This window comes from Micromonospora sp. DT62 (genome assembly GCF_049847285.1).
GTDB lineage: Bacteria > Actinomycetota > Actinomycetes > Mycobacteriales > Micromonosporaceae > Micromonospora > Micromonospora reichwaldensis.
On the sequence record NZ_JBNCOB010000021.1, the window covers coordinates 102,459 to 128,521 of the forward strand.

The following is a 26,063-nucleotide window of genomic DNA, read 5'->3' on the forward strand; positions in this document are numbered from 1 at the left end:
CACCGGGCCCGCCCTCGCCCTTGCGGAAGGATCTCGACAACCGTGGCTGACGCACCGACCATCCGGATTCCCGACGACCTCAAGCCCGCCGACGGGAGGTTCGGCTGCGGGCCGTCCAAGGTCCGTCCGGCGGCGGTCTCCGCCCTCGCCGAGGTGGCGACGAGCTACCTGGGCACCTCGCACCGGCAGAAGACCGTCCGCGACGAGGTGGCCCGGCTGCGCCGCGGGATCGCCGACTTCTTCTCCCTCCCCGAGGGCTACGAGGTGGTGCTGGGCAACGGCGGCACCACGGCCTTCTGGGAGGTCGCGACGTTCGGCCTGGTCCGCGACCGGGCGCAGTTCGCCAGCTTCGGCGAGTTCGGCGCGAAGTTCGCCAAGTCCGTCAAGGACGCCCCGTTCCTCGGCGAGCCCACCGTCCGCAAGTCGGAGGCCGGCACCGCGCCGACCCTGACCGCCGAGGCCGGGGTGGACGTCTACGCCACCCCGCACAACGAGACCTCGACGGGTGTCGCGGTGCCGATCAGCCGGGTCGCCGGCGCCGACCCCGGCTCGCTGCTGCTGGTCGACGCCACCTCGGGCGCCGGCGGCCTGGACGTCAACGTCGGCGAGACCGACGTCTACTACTTCGCCCCGCAGAAGTGCTTCGGCTCCGACGGCGGCCTGTGGCTGGCCCTGATGTCGCCGGCCGCACTGGAGCGGGCCGGCGAGATCAAGGCGTCCGGCCGCTACATCCCGGCCTTCCTCGACCTGGTCACCGCGATCGACAACTCGCGGCTGGAGCAGACCTACAACACCCCGGCGTTGGCCACCATCTTCCTGGCCGCCGAGCAGACCGACTGGATGAACTCCCAGGGCGGGCTGGCCTGGGCGGCCAAGCGCACGGCCGAGAGCGCCGCGATCGTGTACGGCTGGGCGGAGCGCTCCGAGGTGGCGACGCCGTTCGTCACCGACCCGGCGCTGCGCTCCAACGTGGTCGCCACCATCGACTTCGCCGACTCCGTCGACGCCACCGCGATCGCGAAGGCGCTGCGCGCCAACGGCATCGTGGACACGGAGCCGTACCGCAAGCTGGGCCGCAACCAGCTTCGCGTCGCGCTCTTCCCGGCCGTCGAGCCGGCCGACGTCGAGGCCCTGACCGCGTCGATCGACTACGTGGTCGAACGGCTCTGATCGCCGTCACGGTCGGTGGCCGCCGGACGCGTTGGCGGCCCCCCACCCGGATCATAGGGGCCGCTCAGTCGCGACATGCGGGTGTCGCATCCCCCACCTGCGGACAGATGCGCGTACGGTGGTGCGAGGACGCCCGGGTGGCCGGCTCGTGGCGTGACGGCCAGCGAAGCGGGACGGAGGCTACGCCATGCGCCCAGTACGCTTCGTCGCCCTCTCCGAGGACGGCCAGGCCCTGGTGCTCGCCGACGAGGTCGGGCGACTGCTCGCCCTGCCCATCGACGAGCGGATCGCCGGTGCGTTGCACGCCGAGCCCGGCGCCCCGCCGCTCGCGGTGGCCCCGGCGGCGACCGCCGACCCGGTGCCCTCACTCTCCCCACGGGACATCCAGGCCAAGATCCGTTCCGGCGAGTCCGCTGAGGACGTCGCCCGGATCGCCGGCGTGCCGGTCGACCGTGTGCTGCGCTACGCCGGCCCGGTGCTCCAGGAGCGGGCCATGCTCGCCCAGCACGCCCGCCGCACCCGGCTGAAGGGCGCGGAGAAGCCCACCCCGCTCGCCGAGGTGGTCAACGGCCGGCTCGCCCAGCACGGGATCGACACCGAGAAGATCTCCTGGGACGCGTGGCGCCGCGACGACGGCACCTGGCGGATCGTGGCGACCTGGCCCTCGGGCAAGGCGACCGCGCAGGCGATCTGGGATCTCGACAAGACCCGGCAGTCGGTCACCCCGCACGACGACATGGCGCAATACCTCTGCGCCGAGCGGCCCACCCCGATCCTCGGCCAGGAGCCGGCACAGGAGCGGGGCGGCCACGCGCTGCCCGGCCCGTCGCGCGGCGAGCCGAGCCGGGGCGGGCACGGCCTGCCGGCGGCGGCGGAGCACAGCCGTCCCGGCCGCGACCCGATCCGGGCCGGGCGGGACGCCCTGCTCGCCTCGCTCGACCGTCCCCTCGGCTCGACCTCGGGTCGCGGGCTCGAACCCCGCACCCCGGCCGCCCTCGCCGGGCAGGACGCGCCACGCCAGCGGCCGGTCGGCGGCGGGGCGGCAGCGCTGCTCGGCGGAGGGCAGGGTTCCGCCTTCGACGACGACTCGGACGCGCCCAAGGAGGTGCCGGCCGTGCCGTCGCTGGCGGTGCTCCGGCCCCGTCGCACGGGCACGCCGGCGGCAGCGGCGGGCGAGTCGACCGACGCCAGCGGCAAGCCGCGCAAGCGCCTGCCGAGCTGGGACGACGTGCTCTTCGGCAGCGGCCCGGCGGCCCGCGAGTCCTCGTGACCGCCTGACTCCGGCGACCACCCGGTCGCCGGAGTCAACGCGAGGCACTCCAACTGCCGCCGTGGCAGGGTGGCCTCATGGAGTACACGAACCTCGGCCGTACGGGCCTGTCGGTCAGCCGCCTCTGCCTCGGCACGATGAACTTCGGGCCGCAGACCACCGAGCCGGACAGCTTCGCGATCATGGACCGGGCCCTCGACCACGGCATCAACTTCTTCGACACCGCCGACGTCTACGGCTGGCAGACCGGCGAGGGGATCACCGAGCAGATCATCGGGCGCTGGTTCGCCCAGGGCGGCGGCCGGCGGGAGAAGGTCGTGCTGGCCACCAAGGTCTACGGCAAGATGGGCGAGTGGCCCAACCAGCAGGGCCTCTCCGCCCGGCACATCGTCCGGGCCTGCGAGGACTCGCTGCGCCGCCTCCAGACCGACACCATCGACCTCTACCAGATGCACCACGTCTCGCGGAGCACGCCGTGGGAGGAGATCTGGCAGGCCATGGAGACCCTGGTCGCCCAGGGCAAGGTCCTCTACGTCGGATCGTCCAACTTCGCCGGCTGGCACATCTCCGTGGCGCAGGAGGCGGCGGGGAAGCGCCACTTCCTCGGCCTGGTCTCGGAGCAGTGCATCTACAACCTCATGACCCGGTACGTCGAGCTGGAGGTGGTGCCCGCCGCCCAGCACCACGGGCTGGGCATCATCCCGTGGTCGCCGCTGCACGGCGGGCTGCTCGCCGGAGTGCTGCGGAAGATGGCCGAGGGCGGGGCCGCGCGGGGCGCCAGCGGCCGCTCCGCCGACGCGCTCGCCGAGCACCGGCCGACCATCGAGGCGTACGAGAAACTCTGCGGCGACCTCGGTCACGACCCGGCGGACGTGGCCCTCGGCTGGCTGCTGTCCCGGCCCGGGGTGACCGCCCCGATCATCGGACCGCGCACCACCGACCAGCTCGACCGTTCCCTGGGCGCCCTGACCGTCGAGCTCGACGAGGACACCCTCACCCGCCTGGACGAGCTCTTCCCGCCCGTCGGCAACGGCGGCCCCGGCCCCGAGGCCTGGGCCTGGTGACCGGGGATCGTCAGAGGGGCCAGGCGGCCAGGCGGTCGTAGGTGGGGCGGGGGCCGGGGTGGCTGCGCACGAGGACCATCTCGCCGGCCGGCCACTCCGGGCCCTCGTAGTCGTCGAGGGTGGCCACGTCGGCGGCCACGTCGGCCGGGGGCACCCGGTCGCCGGGGCGCGCGACGGTCAGGTGCGGGCGGAACGGCTTCTCGTCGTGCGGCAGGCGGGCGTGCCGCAGCCGGGAGCGGATGAGCCGGGCCAGCACCAGCACCGGCTCCACCTCGCCCCGCAGGTCGACCCAGAGCACGGTGAACCGGCCCCGTCCGAACCGCCCGCCGCCGGCCAGCCGGAGGCGGGGCGCGGCCTGGCGGCCGTCGCGGGACCACTCGGCGGCGAGCCCGAGCGCGCTCTCCACGGCGACCAGCCGGTCCGCCTCCACGTCGCCGAGGAAGGCGAGGGTGACGTGCGCGTTGGCCGGGTCGGCGAGCCGGACGTTGGTCCCGGCGGCCGCCGCGCCGATCCGCAGGCGGGCGACCTGCGCGCCGAGGTGCGCGACCGCCTCGGGCGGCGGGTAGAGCGCGACGAAGAGCCTCACGCCGGGCCCCGCCCTCAGCGGTGACGCTGCCAGTGACCGGCCCGGGCGGCGGGCAGGGTCAGCCCGGCGGCGTGCAGCAGGCCCTCCACCCGGACGCGTTCCAGCTCCAGGTCGACGCCCTCCAGCTCGGTCAGGTGCTCGGCCAGCCCGAGGGCCTGGCAGGCCAGCCGGAGCCGGTCGTCGTACGCCTGGAGGACCATGCCGTGCCAGACGGGCTGGCGGCCGTCGGAACCCACCCCCTGGCTGCGCAGGCGGCGCAGGTCGGCGGCGAGTTCCTCCAGCGGGCGCCGGTCGGGCCGGTCGAAGGCGGTGAGGTCGATGTCGCGGGTCAGCGCGTCGGCCTCGACGGCCCGGTCCAGCCGGGCGATAGTACGCCGCTCCCGCCGGCGCTCACGCCACTCGGCGTACCCGCAGGCGACCCGGTCGATGATCTCGTCCGCGCAGAAGACCAGGGCGATCAGCGCCGGCAGGCTGGCCATGGCGACGATGGCCAGGATCAGCAGCAGCGCGCGTCCGAGCTCCACGTATCGACGCTAAGCCGCTTTCCCCCTTACCGCCACCGCTTTCGTGTCATTCGCGCCCTCGGCCGAGGAAGCGGTCGGCCCGCCCGGGCGACGGGCTCAGCAGTCGGCGGAGGTGACGTAGAAGCGCGGCATCGGCAGGATGCGGAAGCGCAGCCGGGCGCCGGAGCGGCGCAGCTGCCAGGTGAGCGCGATCAGGATGGTGGCCAGCGAGATCAGCCCACCGCTCCAGATGCTGGCGCCGGCGCCGTAGGTCTCGGCGACCCAGCCGATGAGCGGCGCCCCGACCGGGTTGGTGCCGAGGAAGACCAGCACCCAGAGGGCCATCACCCGGCCGCGGAAGGCGGCGTCCGTGCCGAGCTGGACCCGCTGGTTGGCCGCCTGGGCGAAGTACACCATGAAGAACCCGGTCGGCAGCAGCAGCGCCACCACCATCCAGTACGCGGGGGCGAGCCCCACCAGCGTGCCGAAGCTGGCACAGCCGACTCCCGCGCCGAGCACCAGCCAGACCGACGGGCGGCTGCGCCGCCCGGTGCCCGCGAGCGCCCCGACCAGCGCGCCGACCGCCAGCGCGGTGCTGAACAGCCCGAACGAGGCGGCGCCGGTCTGGAACACGGTCTTGGCCAGCGCGGCGAGGGTCAGCTGGAAGTTGAACAGCGACATGCCGATCACCGACATCACCGCCATGGGCAGCAGCAGGTCGGGCCGGCGCCACACGTAGCGCAGGCCGTCGACGACCTTGGCCGACGCCCGCTCGTCGCGCGGCAGCAGCGCCTCCCGGTGCAGCTCGGCGGGGCGCATCCGGATCACGGTGACCAGCGGGGCGATCGAGCTGAGCGCGGTGAACAGGAAGACCGGCCCGACGTCGAAGGCGGCGATGGCCAGGCCGGCGACGGCCGGCCCGACGATCCGGGCGGAGTTGAACACGGCCGCGTTGAGCGAGAGGGCGTTCGGCAGCAGCGACGTACCGACCAGCTCGGAGACGAACGACTGCCGGACGGGGGTCTCCACGGCGTTGGCGACGCCGAGCAGGGCCGCGAACGCGAAGACGTGCCAGAGCTGCACGAGGCCGGTGATCACCAGCAGGGCCATGGCGAGGGCCAGGACGGTCCAGAACGCGTTCGCGACGAAGAGCAGCATCCGCTTGTCGTAGCGGTCGGCGAGCCGCCCGGAGAGCAGGGTGAGCAGCAGCACCGGGGTGAACTGGAGCGCGGTCACCACGCCGAGCGCGGTGGCGGAGTTGTCGGAGAGCTCGAGGACCAGCCAGTCCTGGGCGATGAACATCATCCAGACGCCGATCAGCTTGATCAGTTGCCCGGATGCGAAGAGCCGGTAGTTGCGGACCTGTAGGGACTGGAACATCGTGCTCAGCTTCGCCTGCACTCTTGGTGCGCCTCCTTGCGGTCGTACGCGTCATCGACGGCGGACGGCACGGTGGCACGAGGCGCGGGTCAGGCGCGGGCGAGCTGCTGAAGGATCTCGGCAGCCTGCCGCAGGGTTTCCCGCTCGGCTTCGGTCAGGTCGGCCAGCCGGCGGGCCAGCCACTCGTCACGGACCCGCTCGAACTGGTCGAGCACGGCCCGTCCCCCCTCGGTCGCCGCCAGGATGACCTGCCGGCCGTCGGTCGGATGGGGGGTGCGCTGCACGAGGCCGCGCTCCTCCAACTTCGCGACGATCCTGGTCATCGTGGGCGGCTGCACCCGTTCGACGTCGGCCAGTTCCCGAGGCGTCAGCGCACCCGCCAGCCGGAGACTGGTGAGCGCGGAGAGCTGGGTGACCGTGAGGTCGCCGACCGGCCGGGCCTGGCGGACCCGTCGGTTCAGCCGGGTGATCGCATCACGCAGCTGCGGTGCCAGCTGCGCCGGTGGCACGCGTTTCGCCGTCACCGTCCGCTCCGTCACGATAGTTAGCCTAACTAATTAGCTTGGCGAATGACCACTGATATGACCACGCTCACGAGAAGTTTGTCCTGCTCCGGGCCGGGTACGCCGTCCGGTCACCGGCCCGGAGCAGGCCGTGTTCAGAGCACCACGGACTCGATCGGCCCACGCAGGAAGTAGAGCACGAAGAGGACGGCCACCCCGTACAGCAGCGGGTGGATCTCCCGGGCCTTGCCCTTGGCGAGCTTCACCACCACGTACGTGATCAGGCCCGCGCCGATGCCGTTGGAGATCGAGTACGTGAAGGGCATCAGCACGATCGTCAGGAACGCCGGGATCGCGATCTCGTAGTCGGACCAGTCGATCGTCCGCACCGCGGTCATCATCAGGAACCCGACCACCACCAGCGCCGTCGACGCCGCCTCGAACGGCACCACCACGACCAGCGGCGCCAGGAACATCGCCAGCAGGAACAACCCGCCGGTGACCAGGTTGGCCACGCCCGTGCGGGCGCCCTCCGCCACACCGGCGGCACTCTCGATGTACGACGTGTTGCTGGACGTGCTCGCCGCACCGCCGGCAGCCGCCGCGATCGAGTCGACCAGCAGGATCTCCTTGGCCCGCGGCGGGGTGCCCCGCTCGTCGAGCATGCCCCCCTCCTGGCCGACTGCGACCATCGTGCCCATGGTGTCGAAGAAGTCCGTGATCAGCAGGGTGAACACGAACATCAGGACGACGACCCAGCCGGCCCGGCCCCACGAGTCGAACAGGTTGAAGTTGCCGAGCAGCGACAGGTCCGGCACGTCCACCCAGGTCTTCGGCAGCTCGGGGACGTTCAGCGCCCAGCCCTTCGGGTTGGGCTTGCCGTCGACGAAGGACGGCCCGATGTTCAACAACGCCTCCACGACGATCGCCACCACGGTGGAGCCGAGGATGCCGATCAGGATCGCGCCCTTGACCCGCCGCACCATCAGCACGATGGTCAGCAGCAGTCCCACCACGAAGACCAGCATCGGCCAGCTGCCGAGGCTGCCGTCGATGCCCAGCCCGACGGGGACCGTGGTGTTCTCCGAGTCCGGCACCCGGCGCACGAAGCCGGCGTCGACCAGGCCGATGATGGTCAGGAAGAGGCCGATGCCGACGCCGATCGCCGTCTTCATCTGCGTCGGCACCGAGCGGAACACCGCCGTACGCAGGCCGGTCAGCACCAGCACCGCGATGATCAGGCCCTCGATCACCACGAGGCCCATCGCGTCCGCCCAGGTCATCTCCGGGGCGATCTCGTACGCGACCAGCGCGTTGACGCCGAGGCCGGCGGCGAGCGCCAGCGGGAACCGGCCGACCACGCCCATCAGGATGGTCATCAGGCCGGCGACCAGGGCGGTTGCCGCAGCGAGGGCGGCGATGGAGAGCTTCTGGCCGTCGCCGTCGACGGCACCACCGATGATGAGCGGGTTGAGCACCACGATGTACGCCATCGTGAAGAAGGTCGCCAGGCCACCGCGTACCTCGCGGCTCACCGTCGAGCCACGGGCGGAGATCTCGAAGTACCGGTCGAAACCGTTACGGGGGTGCGCTGGGTCGGGTGGTGTGCCGTTCTCGGGCGGCGCTACTGCCATCAGTTCCTCGCAGGTGGATCTTCCGTTGTCGCGCGCATCGTCGCAGATCACCGGCCAGCAGGAAAAGTTGATCGCGTACGCTTGCCGCGTGCCGAAGGAGCAGCCCCCGCGGCCCGAGCCGCTCGACCCGCCGATGGTGCCGTTCGCCCTCGCCGGGATGGCGGCCTGGGCGCTCGCCGGGCTGGTGCTGCTGGTCTTCTTCCGCAACTGGCTGACCGCGCACGATCACCAGGACTGGCTGTGGACCTGCCTGGCCGGTTTCCTGTGGGGTTTCCCCGGTCTCGCCGTGATGATGCGGCACGACGCCAACCGACGTCGCCGCCGCGCCGGCCGCTGACCTGCGACGACACCGGTCCGCCGGACCGGCGCAGTGCCGGTGGCGTCAGGGGTGGCCGTACGGCTCCGCCGGCTCCGCGGCCTCGACGGAGCCCGGTGCCCGGCTGACCGCCATGGGCTCGACCGCGCTGTCGTCGTAGACCGTCGGCAACTCCTCGACCGGGGTCTCGGCGGCCTCGATCAGGGTCTCCGAGTGCGCCCCGCAGCCGTGGTCGGCGCTGACCACCCGACCGTCGTCGGGGGCGTAGAAGTTGCCGCAGGCCCCGAAGGACTGCCGCAGGGCGCCGGCGAGCGGCAGGTAGAAGCCGCAGGTGCCGCAGCGGGCGGCGGCGGGGGCGGCGGCCGAGATCGCGGCGGACGGGCCGTGGTCGCCGTCGTACCAGCGCTGGGCGGCCTCGCTGCGCCCCTCCCGGGAGAGCACCCGGGCCCGACCGAGACCCAGCTCCCACGCGGTCTCCTCGACCGCCGGGTCGTCGGAGAGCAGGTAGCCGGGCTGGAGCCGGTCGTCGTCCGCCGGGGTGGGTAGCAGGTCGCCGGGGCCGAGGTCGCCCGGCTTGAGGCGCTCCTGCCACGGCAGCCAGCCGGGCGCGAGCATCGCGTCCGTGCCGGGGATCAGCACCGTCTCGCAGATGGTGACGTGCCGGCTGCGCGGCACGCGGGTGACGGTGACCGCCCACCGCCAGCCCCGGTAGCCGGCGAGCCGACACTCGAAGTAGTGGGTGACGAGTCGGTCACCCTCCGCGACGGCCTGGAGATGGTCGCCGATGTCCGAGGGGTCGACCTCGGTGATGGCGTCACGCGCCACCTCGACGGCGGCGGCGCAGACCTGGTCGAGACGAGCGGCACGGGCGGAGGCAGGCCTGGTCACCCAACCATTGTTCCCCATGCGTACGGCCGACCGACAGGCACCCGCCGACGACGTTCTGGGACAGTGGTGCGGCACGGACGGACCGGATGGGCGAGGATGGTGGGCATGCCGCTGTTCTCCCGCTCCGGGCGGTCCGTACTCGGGCGGACCGTCGGCACCGGCATCAAGGCCGTCCGCCTGCTGTTCCGTGGCTCGGTCAGCAGCGGTCGGTGGATGACCCGGCGGGCGGGCCGGGCCCGCACCCGGGGCGCCGGGGGCGAGGTCGGCATGGTCCGCCTCTTCGACCTGCACGCGGTCTCCTGCGCCGGGGACACGCTGATCGCCATCGGCCTCGCCGGGACGATCTTCTTCAACGTCCCGCTCGGCGAGGCGCGCAGCAAGGTCGCCCTCTACCTGCTGGTGACCATGGTGCCGTTCGCCATGCTCGCCCCGGTGGTGGGCCCGCTGCTCGACCACTTCCGCCACGGCCGCCGGTACGCGCTGGCCGCCACCATGCTCGGCCGCGCCTTCCTGGCCTGGCTGATCTCCGACTACATCCACGGCTTCGGCCTCTACCCGGCGGCCTTCGGCGTGCTGGCGCTCTCCCGCGCGTACGGGGTGGCCCGCTCGGCGGCCGTCCCACGGCTGCTGCCGGAGGGGCTCGGGCTCTCCCAGGTGGGCGCCCGGGCCAGCGTCTACGGCACGGTGGCCGGCGCCCTGGTCGCGCCGATCGGGCTGGCCGCCTTCTGGTTCGGGCCGCAGTGGCCGCTCCGGGTCGCCTCGATCATCTTCCTGGTCGGCATGGTGATCTCCCTGCGCCTGCCGCCAAAGGCCGACTCCGAGCCAACGGAGCGGGTGCCCCGGCCGCTGCGCGCGCTCTGGCGGCGCACCGGCGACCGCCCGCTGGGCCGGGGACGGCCGGCCGGCCGGCTCGTGATCGCCACCCTGATCGGTGCCGCGACGCTGCGCGGGCTGTACGGGTTCCTGCTGCTCTTCCTCGCCTTCGCGATCAAGGCAGGCGACCTGACCACCGTCGTATTCGGCCGGGACCTGGGCGACGAGGGGGCGCTGGGCCTCGTCGGCGCCGCGCTGGCCGTGGGCACTTTCCTCGCCACCGCGATCGGCACCCGCCTGCGCATCCACCGACCCGTCGCGATCCAGTCCAGCGGCATGATCATCGTGGGTGGGGTGGCGATCCTCGCCGCGTTGAAGTTCTCGCTGCCGATGGTCGCCCTGCTCTGCCTGGTGGCCGCGCTGATGAGCGGCATCGCCAAGCTCACCGTGGACGCCTCGATCCAGGAGCGCATCCCGGAGCGGCTGCGGGCCAGCTCGTTCGCCCACTCCGAGACCGTGCTGATGCTCGCGTTCGTCGTCGGGGGCGGGCTGGGGCTCGTACCCTTCGACGGCCGGATCGGGATCGCGGTCGCCGCCGGGGTCGGCACGCTGGCCGCCGTGCGGGGCATGGTGGTGGCGAGCCGCCTGCGCGCCGAGCGGCTGGCCGGTCGCCCGCTCGCCGACGACGAACTGGCCGACGAGACCGACGAACCGGGCACCGGCACCGGCAGCGGCGCCGGTGCCGGTGTCGACACCGGCAGGAACGACCGGACCGGCACGGGCGACACGGCGGGCGCGCGCACCGGGACCGGCAGAGGTACCGGGCAAGACAGAGGTACCGGGGACGACAGAGGTACCGGGGAAGACCCGGCCGACACGGGCGCTGGCGCACGCGCCGAGGCAGGGGTCGGCCCCGACACCGGGGTGGCGCCCGTCTCGCCCGCCCCGGCGCAGGGCGGCTCGCCGCTGGACGACCCGGCCCTGGCCCCGCCCGGGTACCACATCTACCGGCCGTCGTCTGCCGTCGGCGGGCCGGGCGGGGCGGACGACGAGACCCGGCGGGAGCCGCAGGGGCCCCTGCCGTGACGGGCCTGCTGGTGGTCACGGCGGTGCCCGCCGAGGCCGAGGCGGTCCGCGCGGGCCTGACGGATGCGTCGACGACGGTGCTGCCGGTGGGGGTCGGCCCCGCCGTGGCCGCCGCCACCACCGCCCGGCTGCTGGTGCTCGCCGAGGCGGCCGGGCGCCCGTACCGCGGTGTGGTCAGCGCGGGCGTGGCGGGCGGCTTCGCCGGCCGGGCGGACGTCGGCGCGACGGTGCTGGGCGCCGTGTCCGTCGCCGCCGACCTGGGCGCCGAGTCGCCGGCGGGCTTCCTCCCGGTGGACGAGCTGGGCATGCCCCCGGAGTGGCTCGGTGGCGGCATCGCGCTCGCCGCCGACCCCGGCCTGCTGGCCGCCCTGCGGGCCGCGCTGCCGGCGGCGACGGTGGGCGCGGTGCTGACCGTCAGCACGGTGACCGGCAGCGCCGCCAGCACCGACGCCCTGCGCCGGCGTCATCCCGACGCGGTCGCCGAGGCCATGGAGGGGTACGGCGTGGCCGTCGCCGCCGCGCAGGCCGGCGTCCCCTTCGTCGAGCTGCGTACCGTCTCCAACCCGATCGGCCCCCGCGACCGCGACGCCTGGCGCATGCGCGAGGCGCTCGCCGCCCTCACCACCGCCGCCGCGGCCCTGACGTCACCCGCCCTGCGCTGACGGTCGGTTCCCCGTCGCGGGCCGACGGTCGTGCCGCAGGGCCCACGGCCGGCTCGTCTTGAACTGGTATCCGCAGGCGAGCAGCAGGTCGACATAACCGCCCTCGGCGATCGCGTGGGCCGCGCGGATGCCCGAGCGGTCCATCTCGGCGGCGAGCATCGCGACCAACCGGCGCCCGATGCCGAGCCGTCGACACGCCTCGGCGACGAGAACCCCGTCGAGCACGATCTCCCGCTCGTCGCTCGGTTCGTCGCCGTCGATCAGGTGCGGGCTGCGTTCGTGGGCCCGCAGCTCACCGACCAGCCCACCGCCCGGCAGCTCAGCCACGAACCGCCACGACGTCGCCGGCAGGCCGCCGCCCGTCACCCGACGCAGCCGTACCGTCCGCCGGATCTCCTCGGCCCGTCGGCGCCGGTCCCGGTATCGACGATTCCGCTCGTACGTGGCCGGCGGTACCGGTAACGGCCAGAGCGCCGGCGGCAGGTTGTACCAGTTCGCCCACCAGGCGCCCGGCCAGTCCTTCGGCTCCTTGACCTCCCAGGCGTCGAGGTGCGCCGGGTAGCGCCGCCCTGCTCCGTCCCGCAGCGCGTCATGCGGCACCGCCGGCAGCGACAGGTCAGCGGCTCCGGAGGTTACGCCGGTACCGGCGGTTGCGGAGGTACCGGCGGTTGCGGAGGTACCGGCGGTTGCGGAGGTGCCGCTTACGCGGATCGGCACTTCCCCGCCGGCGGCCCGGACGAGCCGCTCCACCGTGCGGAACCGTGGATCGGCGGCCCGGCCCGACTCGATCCGGGCCAGGGTCGCCTGGGGCACTCCGGACCGCTCGGCCAGTTCGCGCTGGCTCAGATCCGCTCGCCGTCGTAGGGCCCGCAGGGCTGCACCAAGGTCGACAGCTTCCGTCAGCTCTGTCACGAGAACATGCTTCCCGGCGCGGCGCGACGTCCTCAACACCCACCCGCCACCTGTGGACAAGGCTGTGGACAAAGTTGTGGACAACATCGACGATCAACGCATCGAACCATCGCACGGCTCGACGACCGGCCAGCGACAGCCCGGCAGGACGGCCCAACCAACGACGGCCCCAGGGACGAGGACCCTGCTCTGACGCTGTCGAGCTGAATCGTCTACGACATCAAGGGCCGCTGCCGCCCGTGCCACGTGACGGGTGCGCCATGGTCCCCGTCACACCCGAGGTTCACAGCCACCCGCCGCGGGCGAGCGAGCGGGCGGGCGAGCGAGCGGGCGAGCGAGCGGGCGAGCGAGCGGGCGAGCGAGCGAGCGGGGATGAATCGTCTACGACATCAGCTCGAAAGGGGCCACCGGACGAGGTCTGCCGGCAACGCGGCACACGCGCTCCCGTCCGCCGGGCACGTTCCGTCCGTGCGGAGGGGCGGCGGAGGGGCGGGCGGAACCCGCCTGGCCCGGTGGCCGCCGGCTCGGCGCAATGGGTCCAGGTCACACCGAGCCTGCCACGGTCGGACGTGTCACCCGGGGCGGGGATACGGTGAAGGCGTGGCGCTCTCGCTGGCTGTCTCGCCCTGCCCCAACGACACGTTCGTCTTCCACGCCCTGGTGCACGGTCTCGTGCCCGGCGCACCGCCGGTCGACGTCACGTACGCCGACGTGGACGTCACCAACACGGCCGCCGAGCGGGGTGCGTTCGACCTGGTCAAGGTGAGCTACGCGGCGCTGCCGTGGCTGCTGGACGACTACCACCTGCTGCCCTGCGGGGGCGCGCTGGGCCGCGGCTGCGGCCCGCTGGTGCTGACCCGTGGCGACCACCCCGACCGGCCCAACGACCTCGACCAGCCCGACCGGCCCGAGCGGCCCGGCCGGCCCGACCAGCCCGAGCGGCCCGAGCGGCTCGGTGGCTCCGGGCGCGCCGACCTGAGCGGCGCCACGGTGGCGGTGCCGGGCGACCGGACGACGGCGTACCTGCTGTTCCGGCTCTGGGCGGCCGACCGGCCCCCGGCGCGGATCGAGGTCGTGCCGTTCCACGAGATCATGCCGGGCGTCGCGGCCGGCCGGTACGACGCCGGCCTGGTCATCCACGAGGCCCGGTTCACCTACCCACGGCACGGCCTGACCGCCCTGGTCGACCTCGGCGAGTGGTGGGAGGCCGACACCGGCCTGCCCATCCCCCTCGGGGCCATCCTGGCCCGGCGCGGCGCGGTCGACCCCGAGGCCGCAGCCGGGTGGATCCGCGAGTCGGTACGCCAGGCCTGGGCCGATCCGGCCGCCAGCCGGGAGTACGTGCTGGCACACGCGCAGGAGATGGAGCCCGACGTGGTGGACCGGCACATCGGGCTCTACGTCAACGATTTCACCGCCGACCTGGGGGACGCGGGGTTCGCCGCCGTCGAGGCGTTGCTCGGCCGGGCCGCCTACGCCGGGCTGGTGCCTCAGACCTCCAGCTCGTTGGCGACCGCGTGGACCAGCTGAGCGATCTTCTGCGCCGTCTTGCGGTCCGGGAAACGACCCCGGCGCAGGTCCGGCTGGACCTTCGCCTCCAGCACCTTGATCATGTCCTCGACGAGGCCGTGCAACTCCTCCGCCGGCCGGCGACGCAGCTCCGCCATCGACGGCGGGGCGTCGAGCAACTTGACGCCCATCGCCTGCGCGCCCCGGCGGCTGTCCACCACGCTGAAGTCGATCCGCTGACCGCCCTTGAGGTCGGTGACACCCGTCGGTAGCGCGCCCTTGGGCAGGAACACGTCGCCACCCTCGTCACTGGTGACAAACCCGTATCCCTTGGCCGCGTCAAACCACTTCACTCGACCCGTCGGCACCTGAGAACCCCTGCTTCGCTTGAGCTTGAGACGTCTACCGCTCCAAGGCTAGCCGGATCATCCCGTCCAGCGCCGCCGGGAATCCGGTGAGATCATCCAGCACCACCTCCGCCCCGGCCGCGCGCAGCTCGTCGGCGGCGCACGGGCCCGTGGCGACCCCGATGCCGGGTACGCCCGCCGCCTCCGCCGCCACCATGTCGGCCACGTGGTCGCCGACGTAGTGGGTCGCGCCGTGCTGCCGCAGGGCGGTCGCCTTACCCTCCGCGAACAGGTCGCCGGCCACCTCGTCGACCACCAGGCCCAGGTGGTCGAGGTGCAGCCGGGCCAGGCGGCCGTGCTTGGCGGTGACCACCAGCACCCGCCCGCCGCGTTCGCGTACCGCGTCGATCGCGGCGACCGCGCCGGGCAGCGGGACGGTGGGTGTGATCGCGTACGCCGGGTACAGCTCGCGGTACGTGCGGACGGCCTCGTCGACCTGCTCCGGCGGGAACCAGCGGGCGATCTCCGTACGCAGCGGCGGGCCGAGCCTCGCCACGGCGGCCGCCGCGTCCACATGCACCCCCGTGCGGGCCGTCAACGCCCGGAACGTGTCCGCGATGCCGGGACGCGAGTCGACCAGGGTCATGTCGAGGTCGAAGCCGACCGTCAGCGCTGCCATGCGGGAGAACGTACCCGCCCAACCCCGGGTCAGCCGGACGTCCGAGGGGCGGGAGGACCCTCTGCCGGGCTAGCGTGGAACGACGATGACCACCTCACTCGCCGACCACCTGCGGTCACTTCCCGACGAGTCGCTCGCCGCCCTCCTCCAGTTGCGGCCGGACCTCGTCGTACCCGTGCCGGCCGACGTCTCCGCGCTCGCCACCCGGGCCCAGTCGCGGGTCTCGGTGGCCCGCGCCCTCGACGCGCTGGACCAGTTCACCCTGCTGATGCTCGACGCCGCCCGGTTGACCCGGGACGCGGCCGAGCAGACCACCTCCACCGACGCGGTGCTCGCCATGGCGACCGCCGGGCCGCAGCCGCCCGCCCCCACCACCGTCCGCGCCGCCGTGAACCGGCTGCGCGCGCTCTTCGTGCTGTACGGCCCCGAGAGCGCCCTGCGCGTGGTGGCGAGCGTCGACGAGGTCTCCCCGTACCCGGCGGGCCTGGGTCGACCGGCGGCGGAGCTCGGCCCGCGGGCGGCGGCGCTCTGCGCGGACCCGGCGAAGCTGCGGCGGACGCTGCTGGCCGCGCCACCCTCGGCCCGGGCGATCCTGGACCGGCTGGCCGCCGGACCGCCGGTCGGCAGCGTGCCGGCGGGCGCGTTGCAGGCGCCCCCGCTCGGTGCGGAGGCCGACCTGCCCCCGGACCCGACGAACGGCGGCGTGCCGACCGGCTCGCCGGTGCGCTGGCTCGTCGACCACCACCTGCTGGTGCCGGTCTCCGGCGGCCGGGCCGGCGCCACGGGCACCGTCGAACTGCCCCGCGAGGTGGGCCTGCTGCTGCGCCGCGACAGCGGCCCGCTCGGCCCGCTGCGCAGCAGCCCACCGCCCGTGGCCACCGCGCCGCGTGAGCCGAAGGCCGCCGACTCCGCCGGGGCCGGGCAGACCATGGAGGTGGTACGCCACACCGAGGCGCTGCTGGAGCAGCTCGCCGCCGAACCGGCGCCGGTGCTGCGCTCGGGTGGCCTGGGCGTCCGTGACCTGCGCCGGCTCGCCAAGGCCGTCGGGGTGGACGAGTCGACGGCGGCCGTGCTGCTGGAGGCGGCGTACGCGGGCGGGCTGGTCGGCGAGGTCGACCTGCCCGGGGCCACCACCACCCGGCACGGCGCCGACCAGCAGGTCCTGCCCACCGCCGGGTACGAGGTGTGGCGGGCGGGGACGCTCGCGCAGCGCTGGGAGCAGCTCGCCCGGGCCTGGCTGACCATGACGCGGCAGGCCGGGCTGGTGGGGCAGCGCGACGACCGGGACCGGCCGATCACGGTGCTTTCCGCCGAGGCGGAACGGGCCGGCGCGCCGGCCGCCCGACGGGCCGTGCTGGAGGTCCTCGCCGACCTGGAGCCCGCCACCGGGCCCACCCCCGAGGAGGTGCTGGCCCTGCTCGACTGGCGGGCGCCGCGGCGCAGCCGGGGGCGGGAGGCCGCGCACCGGGAGGTGTTGGTGGAGGCTGCCACGCTGGGCGTGACGGGGCTGGGGGCGCTCACCTCGTACGGGCGGCTGCTGCTCGCCGACGTGACCGCCGCCGACGAGCGGGGCGGCGACGACCCGCTCGGGCTGCGGGCGGACACCGAGAGCGGCGACCCGACCAGCACCGTACGCGCGCTGGACGCACTGCTGCCCGCCCCGGTGGACCACTTCCTCGTGCAGGCGGACCTGACCGTCGTGGTGCCCGGCCCGCCCGACCCGGCGCTGGCCGCCGAGTTGGAGGTGGTGGCGGAGCACGAGTCGGCCGGCGGGGCCAGCGTGCACCGGGTCACCCCGGCCAGCGTGCGCCGGGCCCTGGACGCCGGCTACTCGGCCGACGACCTGCACGCCCTGTTCCGCCGGCGGTCCCGCACCCCCGTCCCGCAGGGGCTGACGTACCTGGTGGACGACGTGGCCCGCAAGCACGGCGGGCTGCGCGTCGGCTCCGCCGGGGCGTACGTGCGCAGCGACGACGAGGCGCTGCTGACGGAGGTGCTCGCCGACCGGCGGCTGGAGCCGCTGGCGTTGCGCCGGCTGGCGCCGACGGTGCTGTCGACGCCGTACCAGGTGGGTCGGATGCTGATGGTGCTGCGCGACGCCGGGTACGCCCCGGTGCCGGAGGACGCGAGCGGGTCGGCGGTGCTCGCCCGCCCGAAGATCCGGCGGGCGCCGGCCCGGGTGCCGGTGACGACCCGGACGCTCGACCCGCTGACCACACCGAAGCTGGCCATGCCCCGCCTGCTCGGCGTGGTGGAGCAGATCCGGCGGGGCGACGCGGCGGCGCGGGCCGCGCGACGGGCGCCGGCCGTGGTCCGGGGCGGGGTCGGGCGTACCGGACCGGCGCCGGTGCCGTCCCACAGCGACGCCCTCGCGGTGCTCCAGCAGGCGATCCGGGACCGGGCGCGGGTCTGGGTCGGGTACGTCGACGCGCACGGGGCGACCGCGTCCCGGCTCGTGCGGCCGGTCTCGATGGGGGCGGGCTACCTGCGCGCCGAGGACGACCGGACGGAGATGCTGCACACGTTCGCCCTGCACCGGATCACGGCGGCGGTGCTGGAGGACTGAGCGGGTCGGGTCAGCGCCGGCTGCGGCGTACGGTCCCGACGACGGAGACGATCAGCAGCAGCGTGAACCCGGCGCCGGCCGACTCGCCGACCGAGTCGACGAAGCCCTGTTCGAGCACCAGCCAGCCGAAGAGGAACCAGCCGACGAGCACCACCGCCGCCACCCCGTACGCGACGACGGTGGCGGTGGAGACCTCCTCGACGGGCGACCGGTCGTGCGCGGGACTGTGCTCCGGTATCACTTCACGGTCGACCGTCATCTCCAGCCTCCCCGTCCGGTTCGACGCCAGGCATCCAGCGTGACACCGCCGTGGCGGGAGTGACAGGGGATAAAACCCTGATCGGACGAGTTGTGCGATCTCGGGGTGGCGCGGACGGCCGGGCGGCTCAGGTGCCGGGGCGCCGCCCCACCAGCACCACCTTGCTGCCGACCTTGCCCAGTTCCCAGTAGCGGACGGCGTCGCCGGGCAGCAGGTTGACGCAGCCGTGCGAGCCGATCGACTTCTCGTGCAGGTAGGTCGTGGTCTGGTGGAAGCCCATGCCCTGGGTGAAGTGCTGCCAGTACGGCAGCCACACCTCGTACGGGTCGGACCATTCCTTGACGTTGCGGTAGTTGATCGTGAACGTGCCGGCGGGGGTGCGGTAGCCGGGCATGCCCGTGCGGGTGACGGTCGGCGGCACGAGCACCTTGCCGTTGCGCATGACCCAGGTGGTCTGCCGGGTCAGGTCGATGCAGAAGGTGGTGCCCGAGCCGGCCCGGCAGCGCGCCGTGTCGGTGGTGGCGAGCCGCTTCGCCACGTCGTGGGTGGTCGGCCCGGCGCGACCGTGGGCGGGGCGGATGTCGTACCGCTTCTGGAACTTCTTGATGGCGGCGCAGTCGGCGGCGGACTGCCGGCCGTCGACGGTCACGCGCCCGAACCCGCCCAGCCGGGCGAGGTACGCCTCCACCTCGCGCTGGTGCTCGCCCTGCGGGCAGCCGGCGACGGACGGCGGCCCGGTGGGCTTCGTCGCGGGGCGCGTCGGCTCCACCGTGGGGCGCGTCGGTTGCGGTGTGCTCCGCGTCGGCTTGACCTTGGGCTTCGGCGGCGCCGTGGTCGGCTGCGCCCGCTGGTCCGGCCCGGGCGCACCGCTCGCCCCCGTTACCCGCTCCGCAGCCCCGGCCGCGACGGGTCCCCCGCCCCCACCGCCACCGGCCTGCGGATCGAACGTGCACGCACCGGCACCGACCAGCGTGACCACTGCCAGGGCGACCAGCCGGCTGCTGATCCGGACATGTTTCATGCTGCCTCCCTGACAGGTGTTCCCTTTGCTAGACGTTGCGAGTACCGCTCCGGTTGCTCCAGGTGAGCAGAATTTTCTGCGGTCACCCGGCTGCGTGCAACACTGGTAGGTCGGCCTGGGCGGGTCAGTCGCCTCCCGGACAGCCGGCGACCCGAGGTGGAGGAGAGGCACTGGCGTGAGCGGTGGACCCCTGATCGTGCAGTCGGACAAGACCCTGCTGCTGGAGATCGACCACCCGGATGCGCAGGCGTGCCGGATGGCCATCGCGCCCTTCGCCGAGCTGGAGCGCTCCCCGGAGCACGTGCACACCTACCGGCTGACGCCGCTCGGGTTGTGGAACGCGCGCGCCGCCGGCCACGACGCCGAGGGCGTGGTGGACTCCCTGATCAAGTACTCCCGCTACCCGGTGCCGCACGGGCTGCTGGTCGACGTGGCCGAGACGATGGACCGGTACGGCCGCCTCCAGCTCGCCAACGACCCGGCGCACGGCCTCGTCCTGCGGGCGCTGGACCGGCTGGTGCTGATCGAGGTGGCGAAGAGCAAGAAGCTCGCCGGGATGCTCGGCGCGAAGCTCGACGACGACACGATCGCGGTGCACCCGTCCGAGCGGGGCCGGCTCAAGCAGGCGCTGCTCAAGCTCGGCTGGCCGGCCGAGGACCTGGCCGGCTACGTCGACGGCGAGGCGCACCCGATCGAGCTGGCCGAGGCCGGCAAGGACGGCCGCAAGCCGTGGACGCTGCGGTCGTACCAGCGGGAGGCCGTGGAGGCGTTCTGGGCCGGCGGGTCGGGCGTCGTGGTGCTGCCCTGCGGCGCCGGCAAGACGCTGGTCGGTGCGGCGGCGATGGCCGAGGCCAAGGCGACCACCCTGATCCTCGTCACGAACACGGTGGCGGGCCGGCAGTGGAAGCGCGAGCTGATCGCGCGCACGTCGCTGACCGAGGAGGAGATCGGCGAGTACTCGGGCGAGCGCAAGGAGATCCGCCCGGTCACCATCGCCACGTACCAGGTGCTCACCTCGCGCAAGAAGGGCACGTTCACCCACCTGGACCTGTTCGGGGCCCGCGACTGGGGCCTGGTCGTCTACGACGAGGTGCATCTGCTGCCCGCGCCGATCTTCCGCTTCACCGCGGACCTCCAGGCCCGTCGCCGGCTGGGCCTCACGGCGACTCTGGTACGCGAGGACGGCCGGGAGGGCGACGTGTTCAGCCTGATCGGCCCGAAGCGGTACGACGCGCCGTGGAAGGACATCGAGTCGCAGGGCTGGATCGCCCCGGCCGAGTGCACCGAGGTACGCGTGACGCTCACCGACGCGGAGCGCATGTCGTACGCGACGGCGGAGGCCGAGGAGCGCTACCGGATGGCGGCGACCGCCCGCACCAAGCTGCCCGTGGTCAAGGCGCTGGTCGACCGGCACCCGGACGACCAGGTGCTCGTCATCGGTGGCTACATCGACCAGCTCCACCAGCTCGGCGAATACCTGGACGCGCCCATCGTGCAGGGCTCCACCACCAACAAGGAACGCGAGCGGCTCTTCGACGCGTTCCGCTCCGGCGAGGTGCGCACCCTGGTCATCTCGAAGGTCGGCAACTTCTCCATCGACCTGCCCGAGGCGGCCGTGGCGATCCAGGTGTCGGGCACGTTCGGCTCGCGGCAGGAGGAGGCGCAGCGGCTCGGCCGGGTCCTACGCCCGAAGGCCGACGGCCGCCAGGCGCACTTCTACACGGTCGTCTCCCGCGACACCATCGACACGGAGTACGCCGCCCACCGGCAGCGCTTCCTCGCCGAGCAGGGGTACGCGTACACGATCGTCGACGCCGACGACGTCCTCGGCCCGAAGCTGCCCACGGTCGACTGACCTCGGGGGTGTTCCCGATGTCCCTCGCGCTCGCTGTAGAGCTGATGTCGTAGACGACTCAGCCGTAGGTGCTTCCGGCCGGACCTGGTCGTCGTGTACTGGCCGGAGGTGCTCCGACTGTGGGTCGTAGCAGACAAGTCCATGCCCGTCGGCCAGCCGGGCGGCCTCGGCCGACAGCTTCCCAGCCAGCCCGTAAGGCATGGTCAGGTAGATCATCGGACCGGAGGCGTCGTCAAGCAGCGACCCCCAGCCGGAGGATCTGCCTTCGGTCATGACGGCCCAACGCTCAGCCAGTGCTTTGGCATAGGCAAGAATGCTCGGCGTCGGAACGCGCTCCTCACCCTCCATGTACTCCACACAGAGCCTTTCGTAGACAACGCCACCCTCTCCGTCGTCGCCAGGCTGCACGCCCTCCCACACCGCCAGGTCGTAACTCATTTCGGCAGTCTGTCAGCCACGCAGCAGGAGGCGGCGAAGGCCAATCTCAACCTCAGGCGGCTCGGAGCTTGCGGAGCACGTACTGGTTGAGGCTCATGCCGTCCTCGGCGGCCTGGATGGCGAGTTCCCGGTGCAGGCTCCCTCCGACACGCAGGTTGAACTTGCCGGAATAGCTGCGCTCGGCGAACGGCTGCGGCACCACTTCGCCCTGCTCCTGCATGTCCTCGATCACCTCGCGCAGTAGATCCTGAAGCCCTTGCAGAGCCTCGATCTGGGAGGGAGCCAGCCAGGAGAGTGAGGGAAACTCGGCGCAGGTGGCGACAAATTCGCGGTCCTCGGCTGACCAGGTGACGCGGTAGGTGTAGTGGGTGATCTCGGGACGGGGGTCGGGCTGCATCACATGGCCTCCTTCTTGTCGATCGCTTTGAGCACCTGCCGAACCTGGTACGCCTTCGCCTTACCTTTGTCGTTCTGAATGTTCACACGTGGGTCGCCGGACCAGGGCGTCTTGAACACCGCGTGAGAGCTGCCAGCTTGGCGCGGCTTCCCGAAGTCCTGCTCGCGCTTGGGGAAAAGTCCGAAGACCGGCCAGCGGATCGGGTTCTGCCCGTGGGCAGGCGGTTCGGTCCGGTGGCGCCGGTCGGCTCGGCGTCAGAGGACCCGGCGGTAGCCGGCGTGGACGATGCGCTCGGACGCCTGCGCGTACCACCCGGGGTCGGCTGCCGGTCGGGTGCCGAGGCCGTCGACGTACCGGTTGAACATGCAGAAGGCCGCCGCGATCAGCACCGTGTCGTGGATCTCCAGGTCGGAGGCGCCCTCGGCGCGAGCGGCCTCGACCAGTTCGGGGGTGACCTCGCGTCCGCTGACCTGGACGGCCCCGGCGATGCGCAGCAGGGCGCGCAGTTTCGCGGAGATCGGTGCGCTGTCCAGGTCGGCGCGTACCTGATCGACCAGGGTCATACCCTCGTCGAGCTGCGCCGCCGCATACGCCGAGTGCGCCGAGCAGCAGTAGGTGCACTCGTTGCGGCCGGAGACGTACGCGGCCATCAGCTCCCGTTCCCCGGGCGTGAGCGGGTGCGGCCCCCGCAGCAGCACCTCGACCAGCTCGAGCAACGGTTGGCCGGTCTCCGGCCGGAAGCGCAGCGGCCCACGGATGCCCGGGAACTCGGCCTCGTCCACCCCTAGTTCGATGTGTGCGATGGGGTCACTCTCCTGGATCCGACGGTCCCTGATCGCGCTTACCAATCGAACCTAGTGAATCGATTGCGGCATCTCAAGAGCATGTTGCGCACTGACGGGTCATATCCATGAGGGACGGTTGCCGGACCACCGAAGCCTGAGCGAGGAACAGCAACTCCGCCCGAGCGACACGCTCAGGGCCGGGTGGACTCCGCGACGAAAACGCCGCGCCCCGGACGACCAACGAGCACACCCTGCTCCCGCAGCGTTGCCACTGCGCGATGGATCGTCGAGACCGACACGTCGTAGTGATCGGCTAGTTGCTGGGTGGACGGAATCTTTGTCCCGGGCTGAAACTCGCCCACCTCGATCCGCCTCAGCAGATCCTTGATCAACTCACCCATCGTCGGGGGAATCGGCACGTGAAGGCCCCTTGCAGTCGGTTGGCCCTCCCAGTATCGAGCAACAGGTGAAAGAGCGGCAATAACTGATGCAGGAGAAGCAGGTCTGCGCAGCAGCTAGATTCGACAGGTAAGAGAGCGTTGGCAGAGGTGATAGGTATCGGTAGCGTCACTGTCGGTGATGCGGTGCTGCTGCGGTCGGTTGGCGCCTCTCGTACGGTCTCGCATCGCCCACGAGACCCCGCTCCCCGCGCTCCCCCGGCGCGGCCCTGTCGCCGTACCGCCGATCGAGGCTGCGGCGGCAGGGCGGGGCGGTCTCCGTCGCCCGCAACCGGCGGAGGCCGCCCCTCCACTTCGACATGAACCACCGAAGGCACGAACCGACGAAGAGCGGTCACCCGTGCGCAACCTGATCCGTCGGCTGGACCGATGACCGACCGCTGGGTGATCCACCTGCCGGTCACCGCGCCCGACCTGCTCCGGGCCCGGATCCTCGCCCGGACCGCCGCCCGCGTGCTGGCCCGGCTCAGCGCCCGCGTCGAGCCCGGCAGGGTCACCGTCTCAGCCGAGGACCAGCAGGGCGTACGACATTGGGTCTTCTGTGACCGGCCACTGCCCGGCGGCGCGCGGTGTGCGCTGCCCACCGACCACCTGTCGCCCTGCACGAGGCGGGTCCGGCCGGGCATCTGATCCGTAGTTGGTGAACCAGATCGTCGGCGTACCCGACCGTCCGTGACTCGCCGATCAGGCCTTCCACGTGCCTGCGCAACTCGGCCCGGGGCCGAGGCCAGGCCGGCAGGCCGTGGAGTCGCCGCGTGCGGCTGGACCGAAAGACAGCAACCACGTTGCGGCGATCACCGTCAGAACCAGAGCTGGACCGGCGACGACCTCTGTTACGACAGCCCAGGCCGGAAACGGGCCACCGTCGTTCGGGACGCTCACGAGAAAGCCGCCATATGCCGACCGGACGAGGATCGGACCGGTCCACAGATAAAGCAGGGCGCGGCCGGGCCTGACCCGATGACGAACCAGCAGCCCACCGGCGGCGAACAGAACGGCCGCGCCGGTCACCGAGGTACCCACCAGCATCAGCAGCAGGACGACATCCAATCCGCCGCCGTACATCGCCTCCGCGTCAAGCGCGTCACGAAGCACGATGCGGGCTCCGCTTGCTGATTGCGCAAGACCCAACGCGCCACCGGCGAACAGCCAGAGGGAAGGACGCACGCGGCACGATATCAAGCTGGACCGGGATCGAATCGCGTCCATGGTGGACGGGAAATTCCGGCTCACCGGCTCAGAACGGTCTCCCGTTCCATGTGGGACAGCTTCTCGGGATTGCGTACGGCGTAGATTCCGGTGATGAGGCCGCCGTCGATGCGCACGGCTAGGACCGTGTCCATCTCGCCCTTGAGTTGGACGATCAGCGCCGGGTGGCCGTTGACCTGTGCCGGCCGCCACGACGTGCTGCCCGCGACCTTGCCCCACCCGCCGGCCAGCAGGCGGGCCACCTTGTCGGCTCCGAGGATGGGCCGCGGGACTGCCTGCTTGACGCCGCCACCGTCGCCGAGCAGGACCACGTCCGGCGCGAGGATGTCGAGCAGGCCCTGCAGGTCGCCGGTCTCGACCGCCCGCTGGAACGCGTCGAGCGCGTACCGGGTCTCGGCTGCGGAGACGACGCGGCGGGGCCGGCGCGCCGCGACGTGTGCCCGTGCCCGGTGGGCGATCTGACGGACAGCGGCGGGGTTCTTGTCGACGGCTTCGGCGATCTCGTCGTAACCGAGGTCGAACACCTCGCGCAGCACGAACACGGCCCGTTCGGTCGGAGCCAGCGTCTCCAGCACCAGCAGCATCGCCATCGAGACGCTGTCGGCCAGCGCGACGTCCTCGGCGACGTCCGGAGTGGTGAGCAGCGGCTCGGGCAGCCAGGGGCCGACGTAGGACTCCCTGCGGCGGCTCAGCGTACGCAGTCGGACGAGTGCCTGGCGGGTGGTGACGCGGACCAGGTAGGCGCGCCGGTCCCGGACCGTGCCCAGGTCGACGCCCGCCCACCGCAGCCAGGTCTCCTGGAGGACATCCTCCGCGTCGGCGGCCGAGCCGAGCATCTCGTACGCGACGGTGAAGAGCAGGTTGCGGTGGGCGAGGAACGCCTCGGTGGCCGGGTCCGGGCGGTCGTCGGCGGCGGAATGCGGCGTACCCACCATGGGTGGCTCCTGTTCCTCGCGGCTGCGTCACCCATCAGATGCCGGACCGGACCGTTCTGTGACACCTCCGGTTGTGGCAGTCGTCACCCCGGCCGCGCCGTCACACGGCGCTGCACGCCGGCATCTCGTGTTCGTCCCACCGAATTCCAGGAGTGAAGGACGGAAGCATGGACGCCCGATTCAACTTGTTCGACAACGAGGTCGCCGGGAAGTTCGCCAAGCGGTTCGCGAACGCCGGCCTGGTGATCCAGCAGTCGCCGCTGCCCAAGGCCACGCAGGAGTTGGTGTCGCTGCGCGCCAGCCAGATCAACGGCTGCGGCTGGTGCATCGACATGCACACCAAGGAGGCCGCAGCGGCCGGCGAGAGCGCGGTCCGGCTCAACCTGATCGCCGCCTGGCGCGAGTCCACCGTCTTCACCGAGGCCGAGCAGGCCGCGCTGGCGCTCGCCGAGGAGGGCACCCGGCTCGCCGACGCCTACCAGGGCGTGTCCGACGAGACCTGGGCCGAGGTGCGCAAGCACTACGACGACGATCAGGTCGCCGCGCTGGTCGCGCTGGTCGCCCTGATCAACGCGGCCAATCGCCTCGCCGTGATCGTGCATCAGCGGGGCGGCTCCTACCAGCCGGGCATGTTCGCCGCCGCGTTCGACTGAATCGAGATCCGGCCCGGGCCCGGGATCAGCCGGTCCGGGGCTGACGGTGGCGGGGGGGGGGGGGCGGGCCCGGGGCCCGGCCCCGCCCACGTCCGGGACCGGCCACGATGCCCGTCCCGGCCGGACGGTCTACAGGCGCAGGCCCGCGGCGCGCCGGAGGGTGGC

General features: G+C 72.8%; 27 protein-coding genes and 1 pseudogene. 11 read left to right on the forward strand and 17 right to left on the reverse strand.

Annotated features, from left to right (window positions below):
• The first annotated feature begins 42 nt into the window (after window positions 1-42).
• From serC to ACPXCB_RS24320, 3 genes are all read left to right on the forward strand, one after another.
• Entirely contained in the window at window positions 43-1,170 is a 1,128-nt protein-coding gene (serC, locus tag ACPXCB_RS24310; RefSeq protein ID WP_311410527.1) for a phosphoserine transaminase, read from the forward strand.
• A gap of 187 nt (window positions 1,171-1,357) precedes the next feature.
• Window positions 1,358-2,440 carry a septation protein SepH gene (sepH, locus tag ACPXCB_RS24315; protein ID WP_425877826.1) on the forward strand — a complete coding sequence of 361 codons (1,083 nt, stop codon included), beginning with the start codon at window positions 1,358-1,360 and terminating at the stop codon, window positions 2,438-2,440.
• 77 nt (window positions 2,441-2,517) lie between these two features.
• Entirely contained in the window at window positions 2,518-3,504 is a 987-nt protein-coding gene (locus ACPXCB_RS24320; RefSeq protein ID WP_425877827.1) for an aldo/keto reductase, read from the forward strand.
• Between the two features lie 10 nt (window positions 3,505-3,514).
• On the opposite strand, the gene thpR is transcribed toward ACPXCB_RS24320, so the two are convergent.
• The 5 genes from thpR to ACPXCB_RS24345 all read right to left on the reverse strand — a co-directional run bounded on the left by thpR (window position 3,515) and on the right by ACPXCB_RS24345 (window position 8,110).
• On the reverse strand, window positions 3,515-4,090 hold the full coding sequence (gene thpR / locus ACPXCB_RS24325; RefSeq protein ID WP_425877828.1) for an RNA 2',3'-cyclic phosphodiesterase: 576 nt from the start codon (window positions 4,088-4,090) through the stop codon (window positions 3,515-3,517).
• A 14-nt stretch (window positions 4,091-4,104) separates the two neighbouring features.
• Window positions 4,105-4,614, reverse strand: a complete 510-nt coding sequence (locus tag ACPXCB_RS24330) for a hypothetical protein (RefSeq protein WP_357576800.1) — start codon at window positions 4,612-4,614, stop codon at window positions 4,105-4,107.
• 96 nt (window positions 4,615-4,710) lie between these two features.
• Window positions 4,711-5,994 carry an MFS transporter gene (locus ACPXCB_RS24335; protein WP_425877829.1) on the reverse strand — a complete coding sequence of 428 codons (1,284 nt, stop codon included), beginning with the start codon at window positions 5,992-5,994 and terminating at the stop codon, window positions 4,711-4,713.
• Between the two features lie 68 nt (window positions 5,995-6,062).
• Window positions 6,063-6,512, reverse strand: coding sequence for a MarR family winged helix-turn-helix transcriptional regulator (locus ACPXCB_RS24340; RefSeq protein WP_192581363.1), 450 nt, complete (start codon window positions 6,510-6,512; stop codon window positions 6,063-6,065).
• Between the two features lie 119 nt (window positions 6,513-6,631).
• Complete coding sequence (locus ACPXCB_RS24345) at window positions 6,632-8,110, reverse strand: NCS2 family permease (RefSeq protein WP_425877830.1); 1,479 nt, start codon at window positions 8,108-8,110, stop codon at window positions 6,632-6,634.
• An 88-nt stretch (window positions 8,111-8,198) separates the two neighbouring features.
• Between ACPXCB_RS24345 and ACPXCB_RS24350 the strand changes: the two genes are divergently transcribed.
• The gene (locus tag ACPXCB_RS24350) at window positions 8,199-8,447 is read left to right on the forward strand and encodes a DUF2530 domain-containing protein (protein ID WP_425877831.1); all 249 of its coding nucleotides are present in this window, start codon (window positions 8,199-8,201) and stop codon (window positions 8,445-8,447) included.
• 45 nt (window positions 8,448-8,492) lie between these two features.
• Here the strand turns inward: ACPXCB_RS24350 and ACPXCB_RS24355 are convergent, their stop codons facing one another.
• Complete coding sequence (locus ACPXCB_RS24355; protein ID WP_425877832.1) at window positions 8,493-9,332, reverse strand: DUF3027 domain-containing protein; 840 nt, start codon at window positions 9,330-9,332, stop codon at window positions 8,493-8,495.
• Window positions 9,333-9,419: 87 nt separating this feature from the next.
• On the opposite strand from ACPXCB_RS24355, the gene ACPXCB_RS24360 reads away from it, so the two are divergent.
• Together ACPXCB_RS24360 and ACPXCB_RS24365 are read left to right on the forward strand one after the other, a co-directional pair.
• Window positions 9,420-11,213 (forward strand): MFS transporter, encoded by a 1,794-nt coding sequence (locus ACPXCB_RS24360; protein WP_425877833.1) that lies wholly within the window; start codon window positions 9,420-9,422, stop codon window positions 11,211-11,213.
• The gene (locus ACPXCB_RS24365) at window positions 11,210-11,875 is read left to right on the forward strand and encodes a futalosine hydrolase (RefSeq protein ID WP_425877834.1); all 666 of its coding nucleotides are present in this window, start codon (window positions 11,210-11,212) and stop codon (window positions 11,873-11,875) included. The genes ACPXCB_RS24360 and ACPXCB_RS24365 overlap by 4 nt, the downstream gene beginning before the upstream one ends.
• Here ACPXCB_RS24365 and ACPXCB_RS24370 read toward each other — a convergent pair.
• Together ACPXCB_RS24370 and ACPXCB_RS24375 are read right to left on the reverse strand one after the other, a co-directional pair.
• Window positions 11,858-12,475 carry a GNAT family N-acetyltransferase gene (locus ACPXCB_RS24370; protein WP_425877846.1) on the reverse strand — a complete coding sequence of 206 codons (618 nt, stop codon included), beginning with the start codon at window positions 12,473-12,475 and terminating at the stop codon, window positions 11,858-11,860. The two genes, ACPXCB_RS24365 and ACPXCB_RS24370, sit on opposite strands and share 18 nt — an antisense overlap.
• A gap of 135 nt (window positions 12,476-12,610) precedes the next feature.
• Window positions 12,611-12,874: pseudogene (locus tag ACPXCB_RS24375) on the reverse strand (helix-turn-helix domain-containing protein); the annotation flags it as partial.
• 285 nt (window positions 12,875-13,159) lie between these two features.
• Between ACPXCB_RS24375 and ACPXCB_RS24380 the strand changes: the two are divergent.
• Window positions 13,160-14,317 (forward strand): 1,4-dihydroxy-6-naphthoate synthase, encoded by a 1,158-nt coding sequence (locus ACPXCB_RS24380; protein ID WP_425877835.1) that lies wholly within the window; start codon window positions 13,160-13,162, stop codon window positions 14,315-14,317.
• On the opposite strand, the gene ACPXCB_RS24385 is transcribed toward ACPXCB_RS24380, so the two are convergent.
• A complete protein-coding gene (locus tag ACPXCB_RS24385) occupies window positions 14,278-14,664 on the reverse strand; it encodes a cold-shock protein (protein ID WP_132231948.1) in 387 nt (128 codons plus the stop codon). The genes ACPXCB_RS24380 and ACPXCB_RS24385 overlap by 40 nt on opposite strands.
• A 34-nt stretch (window positions 14,665-14,698) precedes the next feature.
• A complete protein-coding gene (locus tag ACPXCB_RS24390; protein WP_425877836.1) occupies window positions 14,699-15,322 on the reverse strand; it encodes an HAD family hydrolase in 624 nt (207 codons plus the stop codon).
• 85 nt (window positions 15,323-15,407) lie between these two features.
• Here ACPXCB_RS24390 and ACPXCB_RS24395 point away from each other — a divergent pair, with 85 nt between their 5' ends.
• A complete protein-coding gene (locus tag ACPXCB_RS24395; protein ID WP_425877837.1) occupies window positions 15,408-17,888 on the forward strand; it encodes a helicase-associated domain-containing protein in 2,481 nt (826 codons plus the stop codon).
• A gap of 10 nt (window positions 17,889-17,898) precedes the next feature.
• On the opposite strand, the gene ACPXCB_RS24400 is transcribed toward ACPXCB_RS24395, so the two are convergent.
• Both ACPXCB_RS24400 and ACPXCB_RS24405 read right to left on the reverse strand, forming a co-directional pair.
• On the reverse strand, window positions 17,899-18,147 hold the full coding sequence (locus ACPXCB_RS24400) for a hypothetical protein (protein WP_425877838.1): 249 nt from the start codon (window positions 18,145-18,147) through the stop codon (window positions 17,899-17,901).
• A 127-nt stretch (window positions 18,148-18,274) separates the two neighbouring features.
• The gene (locus ACPXCB_RS24405; protein ID WP_425877839.1) at window positions 18,275-19,168 is read right to left on the reverse strand and encodes a L,D-transpeptidase family protein; all 894 of its coding nucleotides are present in this window, start codon (window positions 19,166-19,168) and stop codon (window positions 18,275-18,277) included.
• Between the two features lie 175 nt (window positions 19,169-19,343).
• On the opposite strand from ACPXCB_RS24405, the gene ACPXCB_RS24410 reads away from it, so the two are divergent.
• Window positions 19,344-21,023, forward strand: coding sequence for a DNA repair helicase XPB (locus ACPXCB_RS24410; RefSeq protein WP_121397005.1), 1,680 nt, complete (start codon window positions 19,344-19,346; stop codon window positions 21,021-21,023).
• 490 nt (window positions 21,024-21,513) lie between these two features.
• Here the strand turns inward: ACPXCB_RS24410 and ACPXCB_RS24415 are convergent, their stop codons facing one another.
• The 3 genes from ACPXCB_RS24415 to ACPXCB_RS24425 all read right to left on the reverse strand — a co-directional run bounded on the left by ACPXCB_RS24415 (window position 21,514) and on the right by ACPXCB_RS24425 (window position 23,062).
• Window positions 21,514-21,858, reverse strand: coding sequence for a type II toxin-antitoxin system HicB family antitoxin (locus ACPXCB_RS24415; protein WP_425877847.1), 345 nt, complete (start codon window positions 21,856-21,858; stop codon window positions 21,514-21,516).
• 254 nt (window positions 21,859-22,112) lie between these two features.
• On the reverse strand, window positions 22,113-22,661 hold the full coding sequence (locus ACPXCB_RS24420) for a carboxymuconolactone decarboxylase family protein (RefSeq protein WP_425877848.1): 549 nt from the start codon (window positions 22,659-22,661) through the stop codon (window positions 22,113-22,115).
• 173 nt (window positions 22,662-22,834) lie between these two features.
• A complete protein-coding gene (locus ACPXCB_RS24425) occupies window positions 22,835-23,062 on the reverse strand; it encodes a winged helix-turn-helix domain-containing protein (RefSeq protein ID WP_425877840.1) in 228 nt (75 codons plus the stop codon).
• A gap of 408 nt (window positions 23,063-23,470) precedes the next feature.
• On the opposite strand from ACPXCB_RS24425, the gene ACPXCB_RS24430 reads away from it, so the two are divergent.
• Window positions 23,471-23,731 (forward strand): hypothetical protein, encoded by a 261-nt coding sequence (locus ACPXCB_RS24430; RefSeq protein ID WP_425877841.1) that lies wholly within the window; start codon window positions 23,471-23,473, stop codon window positions 23,729-23,731.
• 54 nt (window positions 23,732-23,785) lie between these two features.
• On the opposite strand, the gene ACPXCB_RS24435 is transcribed toward ACPXCB_RS24430, so the two are convergent.
• The gene (locus ACPXCB_RS24435; protein ID WP_425877842.1) at window positions 23,786-24,334 is read right to left on the reverse strand and encodes a hypothetical protein; all 549 of its coding nucleotides are present in this window, start codon (window positions 24,332-24,334) and stop codon (window positions 23,786-23,788) included.
• The gene (locus tag ACPXCB_RS24440) at window positions 24,331-25,245 is read right to left on the reverse strand and encodes an RNA polymerase sigma-70 factor (protein ID WP_425877843.1); all 915 of its coding nucleotides are present in this window, start codon (window positions 25,243-25,245) and stop codon (window positions 24,331-24,333) included. Before ACPXCB_RS24440 ends, ACPXCB_RS24435 begins: the two co-directional genes overlap by 4 nt.
• A 167-nt stretch (window positions 25,246-25,412) precedes the next feature.
• Here ACPXCB_RS24440 and ACPXCB_RS24445 point away from each other — a divergent pair, with 167 nt between their 5' ends.
• Window positions 25,413-25,898 carry a carboxymuconolactone decarboxylase family protein gene (locus tag ACPXCB_RS24445; protein ID WP_425877844.1) on the forward strand — a complete coding sequence of 162 codons (486 nt, stop codon included), beginning with the start codon at window positions 25,413-25,415 and terminating at the stop codon, window positions 25,896-25,898.
• The last annotated feature ends 165 nt before the right edge of the window (window positions 25,899-26,063 follow it).

Bases quoted from the DNA above. Each gene is read 5' to 3' on its own strand.
- sepH (WP_425877826.1), top strand. From the start codon at position 1,358: ATGCGCCCAGTACGCTTCGTCGCCCTCTCCGAGGACGGCCAGGCCCTG.
- ACPXCB_RS24320 (WP_425877827.1), top strand. From the start codon at position 2,518: ATGGAGTACACGAACCTCGGCCGTACGGGCCTGTCGGTCAGCCGCCTC.
- ACPXCB_RS24345 (WP_425877830.1), bottom strand. From the start codon at position 8,110: ATGGCAGTAGCGCCGCCCGAGAACGGCACACCACCCGACCCAGCGCAC.
- ACPXCB_RS24355 (WP_425877832.1), bottom strand. From the start codon at position 9,332: ATGGGGAACAATGGTTGGGTGACCAGGCCTGCCTCCGCCCGTGCCGCT.
- ACPXCB_RS24360 (WP_425877833.1), top strand. From the start codon at position 9,420: ATGCCGCTGTTCTCCCGCTCCGGGCGGTCCGTACTCGGGCGGACCGTC.
- ACPXCB_RS24380 (WP_425877835.1), top strand. From the start codon at position 13,160: ATGAATCGTCTACGACATCAGCTCGAAAGGGGCCACCGGACGAGGTCT.
- ACPXCB_RS24390 (WP_425877836.1), bottom strand. From the start codon at position 15,322: ATGGCAGCGCTGACGGTCGGCTTCGACCTCGACATGACCCTGGTCGAC.
- ACPXCB_RS24395 (WP_425877837.1), top strand. From the start codon at position 15,408: ATGACCACCTCACTCGCCGACCACCTGCGGTCACTTCCCGACGAGTCG.
- ACPXCB_RS24400 (WP_425877838.1), bottom strand. From the start codon at position 18,147: ATGACGGTCGACCGTGAAGTGATACCGGAGCACAGTCCCGCGCACGAC.
- ACPXCB_RS24405 (WP_425877839.1), bottom strand. From the start codon at position 19,168: ATGAAACATGTCCGGATCAGCAGCCGGCTGGTCGCCCTGGCAGTGGTC.
- ACPXCB_RS24415 (WP_425877847.1), bottom strand. From the start codon at position 21,858: ATGCAGCCCGACCCCCGTCCCGAGATCACCCACTACACCTACCGCGTC.
- ACPXCB_RS24430 (WP_425877841.1), top strand. From the start codon at position 23,471: ATGACCGACCGCTGGGTGATCCACCTGCCGGTCACCGCGCCCGACCTG.
- ACPXCB_RS24440 (WP_425877843.1), bottom strand. From the start codon at position 25,245: ATGGTGGGTACGCCGCATTCCGCCGCCGACGACCGCCCGGACCCGGCC.
- ACPXCB_RS24445 (WP_425877844.1), top strand. From the start codon at position 25,413: ATGGACGCCCGATTCAACTTGTTCGACAACGAGGTCGCCGGGAAGTTC.